The sequence below is a fragment of the Nocardioides terrae genome (assembly GCF_900112345.1).
Taxonomy (GTDB): Bacteria; Actinomycetota; Actinomycetes; order Propionibacteriales; family Nocardioidaceae; genus Nocardioides; species Nocardioides terrae.
Genome location: NZ_FOLB01000015.1, coordinates 44186 through 52235, shown reverse-complemented (window position 1 = coordinate 52235; position 8050 = coordinate 44186). Strand labels below are relative to the sequence as shown.

At 68.0% G+C, this 8050-nt stretch carries 6 protein-coding genes; all 6 read left to right on the top strand.

Going from position 1 to position 8050, the window contains the following annotated elements:
* Positions 1-811 precede the first annotated feature (811 nt).
* The 6 genes from BM236_RS16985 to BM236_RS16965 all read left to right on the top strand — a co-directional run bounded on the left by BM236_RS16985 (position 812) and on the right by BM236_RS16965 (position 7318).
* Positions 812-2227 (top strand): dipeptidase, encoded by a 1416-nt coding sequence (locus tag BM236_RS16985; RefSeq protein ID WP_342714201.1) that lies wholly within the window; start codon positions 812-814, stop codon positions 2225-2227.
* Positions 2228-2365: 138 nt separating this feature from the next.
* On the top strand, positions 2366-2671 hold the full coding sequence (locus tag BM236_RS19630; protein ID WP_425434212.1) for a hypothetical protein: 306 nt from the start codon (positions 2366-2368) through the stop codon (positions 2669-2671).
* Complete coding sequence (locus BM236_RS19625) at positions 2569-2985, top strand: acyl-CoA dehydrogenase family protein (protein ID WP_425434211.1); 417 nt, start codon at positions 2569-2571, stop codon at positions 2983-2985. Before BM236_RS19630 ends, BM236_RS19625 begins: the two co-directional genes overlap by 103 nt.
* 259 nt (positions 2986-3244) lie before the next feature.
* Positions 3245-4570: an amino acid permease gene (locus tag BM236_RS16975; protein ID WP_139230146.1), complete on the top strand. Its 1326-nt coding sequence runs from the start codon at positions 3245-3247 to the stop codon at positions 4568-4570.
* The gene (locus tag BM236_RS16970; protein WP_091126278.1) at positions 4567-5757 is read left to right on the top strand and encodes an amidohydrolase; all 1191 of its coding nucleotides are present in this window, start codon (positions 4567-4569) and stop codon (positions 5755-5757) included. Before BM236_RS16975 ends, BM236_RS16970 begins: the two co-directional genes overlap by 4 nt.
* A 76-nt stretch (positions 5758-5833) precedes the next feature.
* Complete coding sequence (locus BM236_RS16965) at positions 5834-7318, top strand: class I adenylate-forming enzyme family protein (protein ID WP_091126275.1); 1485 nt, start codon at positions 5834-5836, stop codon at positions 7316-7318.
* The last annotated feature ends 732 nt before the right edge of the window (positions 7319-8050 follow it).

Sequence of the window (8050 nt, the reverse complement as noted above, 5' to 3'; positions counted from 1 at the left end):
TCACCCCGGTCGAGTTTGAGATGATCTACGCCGCCGCAAACGCGGCCTGATTACTGCAAACCCCGAGTGTCAACCAAAGCGGGGGCAGACCCCCTTGTGCTCTACGTCGCGTTGGAAGAGCGGACGGAAGGGCCAGCGTGGGCAGGGCGGATAGGGGCGGTTCTGGCCGGAGTCTCACTGGCGCTCTACGGAGTCCTACAGGCGGTCGACGGGGTCGGTAACAAGCAGGTCGACCAGGCCTGGATGAATGCGACCTCGTCACAGAAGCCAACGCGGTTCGCAAGCGCTGAGGCGATGCGATGGCTCGAGTGGGGCGTCAGTAGCTACCACGCGTATGCCATCGGACTATCCCTCATTCTCCTTGGCAGCGCGGGCTTCGCTGTGCGAGCCCTTCCCCGTGCTGTGCCGTACCTGGTCGCATTGACGGGCGTCGTATACGTGGCCGAGGGCTGGGTGGCCGGCTCGCAGGGCTTCAATGGCACCCACTCGACTCTGATCATCGCCTCGTGGCTCCTAAGCCTGGTCTGGATGGTCTGGTTGACGGTGACAACATGGCGTGCCCCGCACGCGGCCACCGCGCCCAGCCCGGCGCATTAGCGTTTCCCGAGCAGGCGGCCCGTTGATGCCGCCTTAGTGGAGGCGACGTCGGCTGGAGGGCGGAACTCGAAGACCGCAGCAAGCTTCAGGGTGGAGTGCTCTACGGCACTCGCGTGCCACGATCATCCTCGGTGCGCGCCCTATCGAGATAGCGATTGACAGCGCCGCGCGGCAAGATGCTGCGAGTTCTGCAGACCTGTGCACCGACCCTTAAGTGGATCTGCAGGGTGTGCTCGACAAACTCTCGCTTTTCCTTAAGGGTGAGGATTGTCATCCTGAGCCCATGGTGACCGCAGATGACATCCGTGCCCGCGTGGCCGACGTCCTGCCGGGCGTGCACCGGGATCTCGAAGATCTAGTTCGGATCCAGTCTGTGAGCGCCGATCCAAAGCGGGTCAGCGAGGTACGACGCTGCGCGGAAGCGGTGGCGGAGCTGTTCCGCGCCCAGGACTGTGACGCGGTGGACATCGTCTCCGTCGACGGCGGGCTACCCGCAGTCATCGCCCGCAAGGGGGGCCCCGACGGCGCACCCACGGTGCTGCTGTACGCACACCACGACGTGCAGCCGGAGAACGGCCACGCCGACTGGGAGTCCCCGCCGTTCGAGCCGACCGCGCGCGATGGCCGCCTCTACGGTCGCGGCGCCGCTGACGACAAAGCGGGCATCGCCGCCCACCTCAGCACGCTGCGCGTGTACGGCGACAAACTCCCGGTGAGTGTCATCGTGTTCGTCGAAGGCGAGGAGGAGATCGGCTCACCCACACTCGCCACGCTGCTCGAATCCTACCGTCGGATGCTCGAGGCCGACGTCATCGTGATCACCGACTCCACCAACTGGGACATCGGCGTTCCCGCCCTGACGACGAGCTTACGCGGCCTCGTGCGCCTCGACGTCGAGGTCCGCACCCTCACACATGCGGTGCACTCCGGCGGCTGGGGCGGCCTCGTGCCTGACGCCCTGGTCGCGATGTCACGCGTGATCGCGAGCCTGCACGACGATCGGGGAAACGTGGCGGTCCGGGGTCTGCGCAGCGGCCCGGCCGCCGACATCCTCGTCCCGGAGGAGCGGCTGCGCGCCGCTTCTGGTGCCGTCCCGGGCCTCGAGTGGATCGGTGACGGCTCGCCCGTCGAGCGGTTGTGGACCAGACCGGCGCTGAGCATCACCGGCCTCGACGCCCCGAGAGTCGAAGGTGCCAGCAACACCCTCGTGCCGGTGGCACGGGCACGGATCTCCCTGCGGATCGCGCCCACCGACACCATCGATAACGCCGTTGCCTGCCTGATCCGCCACCTCGAGGATCACGTCCCCTGGGGCGCGACACTCACCCACACGCTCCTCGACACCGGAGAGCCGGCCTGGATGGACGCCGTAGGCCCGGTCTACGAGGCCGCGCGCGTCGCACTGACCGACGCATGGGAGGGAACACCACCGGTCGACATGGGCGTCGGAGGCTCCATCCCCTTCATCGCCGAGTTTCGTCAGGCGTTCCCTGGAGCAACTGTCCTGGTCACCGGTGTCGAGGACCCGGGAACCCGGGCTCACGGCGCGAACGAAGGCCTGCACCTCGCCGAGTTCGAACGCGCCGTGCTCGCGCAGGCGCTCTTGCTCAAGCACCTCGGCGACCTCTGATAGACAACTGCCCGATCACGAAGGAACATGCAGCGCGACCTGGTTTGAGGAGGGTCGCGTGCCGAACATCCGCGAGGTCATCAAAGAGCTCGGCTCCCTGGGCGTGCTGGGCACCTGACGGGCTATGGCGGCGCCGGCATGTCCGCCATCGACTACGGCCTCGTGTGCCTGGAGATCGAGGCCACCGACTCCGGGCTTCGGTCATTGGTCTCGGTGCAAGGGTCTCTCGCGATGTCGCGATCGGGCGGACGACGTTCGGATCCCCGACTCCGTCGCCTTCCCGGAGGTCCGTGTGGACTGGCGGCGCCCCTCGCCTGCTCAACGAAGCGCGCTACGGAGTCGTGTGGGGCTCGCTTGGCGCCGCCCGCTCCAGCATCGAGGCGGCCCGGACGTACTCCGTCGAGCGACGTCAGTTCGGCAAGCCGATCGGTGCCTTCCAGCTGACCCAGCAGAAGCTTGCCGACATGACACTGGAGTACGTCAAGGGCTATCTGCTGGCCGTCCACCTCGGACGCCGCAAGGATGCCGGTCTCTTACGACCTGAACAGGTCAGTATCGGGAAGCTCAACAACGTGCGTGAGGCCCTCGAGATCTGCCGCACCGCTGCGACGGCCCTCGGAGCGCAAGGGATCTCCCTCGAGCACCCTGTCGTCCGGCATCAGAACAACCTGGAGTCGGTCCTGACCTACGAAGGGACGGTCGAGATGCACACCCTGGTCCTCGGGCAGGCGCTGACGGGCATGCCGGCGTTCCGCTGACAGCGGCGTCCGTCCGCTGGCCCTTCACGATCGACTCCACGTTTCATCGCTTTTTTCCACTCCGATTCCCCGGAAGCATTGCCGGAGAGCAACGCGGTCCACGCACGTCCGTTCGTCGTGCCGCGTGGGCTTTCCCCTATCCGAGCCCGAAAGGAGCACTGTGAGCGCACAGGCTCGAAGTGACCTCCTCGCAGACGCCGCGACGGACGACGTACCTGACGAGGGATATCGGCGTGGATTGAGGTCCAGGCAGATCCAGATGATGGCGATCGGAAGTGCCATCGGAGTCGGGCTGTTCTACGGCTCCGGCGAGGCGATTGCCGCAGCAGGGCCGGCGGTGATCATCAGCTTTGTCGTCGCCGGGGCCGTTGCCTTCCTCGTCATGCGCGCCCTGGGTGAGCTGGTCGTCTATCGACCGACGTCGGGCAGCGTGATGGACTATGCGAAAGAGTTCCTCGGCCCGTTCGCGGGGTTCGCCACGGGATGGTCCTACTGGACAGCCGCGGTAACCGCCTGCATGGCAGAGCTCACCGCTGCGGGCCATTACATCCAGTACTGGTTTCCGCAGTTGCCGGTCTCCGCGTCGGCGGGTGTGGCCCTCGCGGTCCTCCTCCTGGCCAACAACTTGTCCGTGAGGCTCTTCGGCGAGCTGGAGTTCTGGTTTGCGAGCATCAAGGTCGTCGCCGTCCTGGTCCTCCTCGTGATCGGGGGCGCAGTCCTCACGTTCCACTTCTCCGCACTCGGCGCCTCGGCGTCAGTCACGAATCTTTGGAGTCACGGCGGTTTCGCTCCTCACGGAGGATGGCAGGCCGTGTCCGTCCTCGTGGCTGCCTTCTTCGCCTACACCGGGATCGAACTGGTTGCCTCCACGGCGGGCGAGGCCGTCGATCCCCGCACGAGCCTTCGGACCGCCATCCGCCTCCTTCCCGTCCGCATCGGTGTCGTCTACGTCGGTTCGATCGCCGTGCTCCTGACGCTGATGCCCTGGAGCCGCTACGCGCCCGACAGCAGCCCCTTCGTGCAGGTGTTCGCTGGCGCAGGGCTGCCCGCAGCGGGCGGAGTGATGAACTTCGTCGTCCTGACGGCCGCGCTCTCCGGCTGCAATGCCAACATTTATGTCGCGAGCCGGCTGGTGCGGCGCCTCTCGCTCCAAGGGGCGGCGCCCAGCGCCCTGCAGCGGCTGAGCAGCCGCCAGGTTCCGGCACCAGCGCTCACCTTGACGTCGGCCGCGATCGCACTCGGAGTCGTCGTCAGCGTCGCCGCGCCGACGAGCGCCTTCGCACTGTTCGCTGCCGTTGCGACGTGCGCGGTGCTGGCCGGGTGGACCGTCATCGTCTGGTGCCAGCTTCGCTATCGCGCCGCGGTCAGGGCCGGTCGCCTGCCTGGTCACGACTTCACGATGCCGGGAGCGCCCGTCACCAGCTGGATCGCCCTGGCCTGCATCGGCGTGATCGTGGCCCTGCTGGCGCAGAACCCCGAGACCCGCCCTGCCCTTGTCGTGGGCGTCGGGTGGGCCCTCATCCTCACCGTCAGCTACGCGCGACTCAATCGCTCGAACCTTCGTGAACGGAGACCCCACCTGTGACCAACCATGCGGCCGAACCGCGTGACCGACCGGGCGACCAGCTACGCGAGTGGCGGCGCCACCTGCACCGCTATCCGGAGCTTCCGTTCGAGGAACACGGCACGGCTGCCTTCCTCGTCGAGACGCTGAAGGCATCGGGTGTCACCGACATCGCCACCGGGATCGGCGGGACCGGGGTCGTCGCCACCCTTCGCTGCGGTGACGGACCGGGGGTCATCGGCCTGCGCGCTGACATGGATTGCCTCCCCCTGCACGAAGTCGGGTCGCACGACCACGTGTCGCGCAACCCGGGGGCGATGCACGCCTGCGGACACGACGGCCACATGACGATGGTCCTCGGTGCGGCGGCAGCACTGGCGTCGGGCGCCGGCTTCGACGGCACGGTGCGCTTCGTCTTCCAGCCGGCGGAGGAGCCGGGACGCGGGGCACAGGCCATGATCGACGACGGGCTGTTCGAGCGCTTTCCGCTCGACGCCATCTACGGTCTGCACAACGCTCCTGGACTGCCCGTCGGTCACTTCAGCACCCGCAGCGGACCGATCCTCGGAAGCGAGGACAACTTCGAGATCCGGATCATCGGACGCGGCGGGCACTCCTCCATGCCGGACAGGGTCGTCGATCCGCTGGTCATCGCCGCGGAGATCGTGACCGCCCTGCAGACCGTAGTCGGCCGCAACGTCCCGTCGAGCGAGCCGGCCGTGCTCTCGTGCACGGAGCTCATCACCGACGGCTCTCGCAACGCGATCCCGACCCACGTCGTCGTCCGCGGTGACACCCGCAGCTATTCGGCGGACGTCAGCGAGCTCCTCGAACGACGCATCCGTGCGCTGGCCGAAGGGATCGCACGAAGCCACGGGGCGACCTGTGACGTCACGTACACCCACGAGTTCCAGCCGACGGTCAATGAGGCAGCGTGTGTCGAGGCCGCCGCTCGGGCGGCGAGCTCCGTCTTCGCCGACGTCGACGCGCAATGCGAGCGCCGCATGGGGAGCGAAGACTTCGGCGTGTTCGCGCGGACGGTGCCGGGCTGCTTCGCGTTCATCGGCAACGGGGTCGAGCCCGGGCTCGGAGGCAGCCCCCTCCACAGCAGCGAGTACGACTTCAACGACGACATCCTCGAGCTCGGTGTCCGCTACTACGTGACCCTCGTTCGCTCGGTCCTGCGACAGCCCTCCTCGAGCACCTGACACCGATCGACGACCAGACGAGGGCGGCGTCGTCCTCGAGACCACCTTCCGCCATCCACACCAGGAGCGCCCCACCATGCAGCTCGTCTCTCTCCCCGAAACTCGTGCGCAGGCCGACCCGGACGGCAGAGCCGTCTCGGACGCGACGCGGACCCTGACCAACGCCCAGTTCCGCGATGAGGTTCGGGCTGCGGCGGAGCATCTCCGTGAGCTGGGGATCGGTCCAGGCGCGGTGGTTGCCCTCAGACTGACGAACCGGATCGAGTTCGTCACCCTGCTGTTCGCCGCCTGGCGTCTGGGGGCGACGATCACACCGGTGAATCCGAGCCTGACCGCAGGAGAGGTCGAGCGCCAGCTCACCGACTCAGACGCCCGGCTCGCGGTGATCGAAGACGATGCGGCTCCCGTGTCGAGCACCGAGACACTCAGGGTCGGTGACCTCCGGCGTACGTCGCGCCGAGCGTTGGAGGTGCCGCGCACCGATCCGCGCGACCTCGCCCTGCTGATCTACACCAGCGGGACCACCGGTGTGCCGAAGGGGGTCATGCTGGACCACGCGAACCTCGACGCGATGATCTCCATGGGTCGCCTCGTCCTCGAGCTCGGCGCCGCTGACCGCTGCCTGCTCATCCTGCCGCTGTTCCACGTCAACGGCATCGTGATCAGCGTCCTCCTCCCGCTCTGCGCGGGAGCGAGCGTGGTCATCGCGGAGCGGTTCGACCCGACCGACTTCTTCGACCGGGTGGCCGCCGAGCGGCCGACGTACTTCAGTGCGGTGCCGACGATCTTCGCCATGCTCGCGGCGCTGCCGCCGGACGTGGCGCCCGAGACCTCCACGGTGCGGTACGCGATCTGCGGCGCCGCGCCGGCCGCGCCTGCCCTGCTGGAGCGCTTCGAGGCGCGTTACGGGTTCCCGGTCGTGGAAGGCTATGGCCTGTCCGAGGCGACCTGCGGGGTGACGATCAATCCGATTGCCGGCCCGCGTCGACCGGGCACCGTCGGGTCGGCCTTTCCCGGCCAGGAGGTGCGCATCCTGGACGGTGACGGCTCCGAGGTCCCGCTCGGGGTTCCCGGCGAGGTCGTGGTGCGCGGACCCAACGTCATGCGGGGCTACCTCGGCCGCCCCGAGGAGACCGCCAAGGTGCTGGTCGACGGATGGCTCCGGACCGGTGACCTGGGCTACCTCGACGGCGACGGCTACTTGACGCTGGTCGGCCGATCCAAGGATCTCATCATCCGCGGAGGCGCGAACATCTATCCCAAAGAGATCGAGGACGTCCTGGCTGCGCACCCCGCCGTGCAGGAGGCCGCCGTGATCGGTGCCCCCGATCCGGTCTGGGGCGAGGTGGTCGTCGCCTACGTCGAAGCCGCTCCGGGCCACGTGGTCGATCCGGTGACGGTGGCGGTGCACTGCGAACGTCATCTGAGCGGCTACAAGCGTCCCGTCGAGCTCCACGTGCTCGACGTGCTCCCGCGCAACGCCCTGGGCAAGGTCGCGAAGCCGGCGCTCCGCGAGCGACACGCGGCAACCGAGGGCGAACCTGCAGGGAGCGGCGTGTGAATGGTCCAAAGGTGCTTGATCTCCCGACAACGATCTCCTGATTCGTCGCTGACGGGATGACGGTGGCCCGCGAGGGTGCCGGTCACCTGATCCCGTTCGGCGCCGCCCACGAGATCATCCGCCAAGGCCGCCGTGAGCTCACGCTCTGTCGGGTGACACCGGACCTGCTTGCCGACCGGCTCGTCGCTGCCGGGCAGGGCCGGCGACCGAACGCGGGAAGGACGCCGTGCACGCGGCTGACGCCTGATGACCACAGAGGTGCGCCCGTTCGCGGATGTGCTTCCGTCGAGCACGGAGTTTCTGACCTGCGTGGCCGCTCGGCAGCTCGCGGATACACGTCGTGTCTTTCGCCGGCGTCGGCCTCCCCACGCTTGCGGTCGACCTTGCCCGCCGCACGACGAACCCGGAGTTGGAGACTCGCGCCGAAGGGGTGGCGGACTCGGTGCTGGTGTCGGGTGCCGCTGCGGTGATCTCGATGCCGGCCCTGTTCGGGTACGTCCTCCAGGGTGGAAACATCGACGTCGGCTTCGTGGAGCTGCGCAGGGGGACCGCTACGCGGCCTCAACACGAGCGTCATCGGCGACTGGGGTCGCCCGACCGTTCGTCTGCCCGGGTCTGGCGGCGCGGCGGAAGTCATGCGCAACGGCGCGTGAGTGCATCGTCCTCAGGCGGCACGACCCTGACTCGCTCCCGGCGGAGCTGGACTTCTGCACGTCCCCCAGCCCGGTCCGC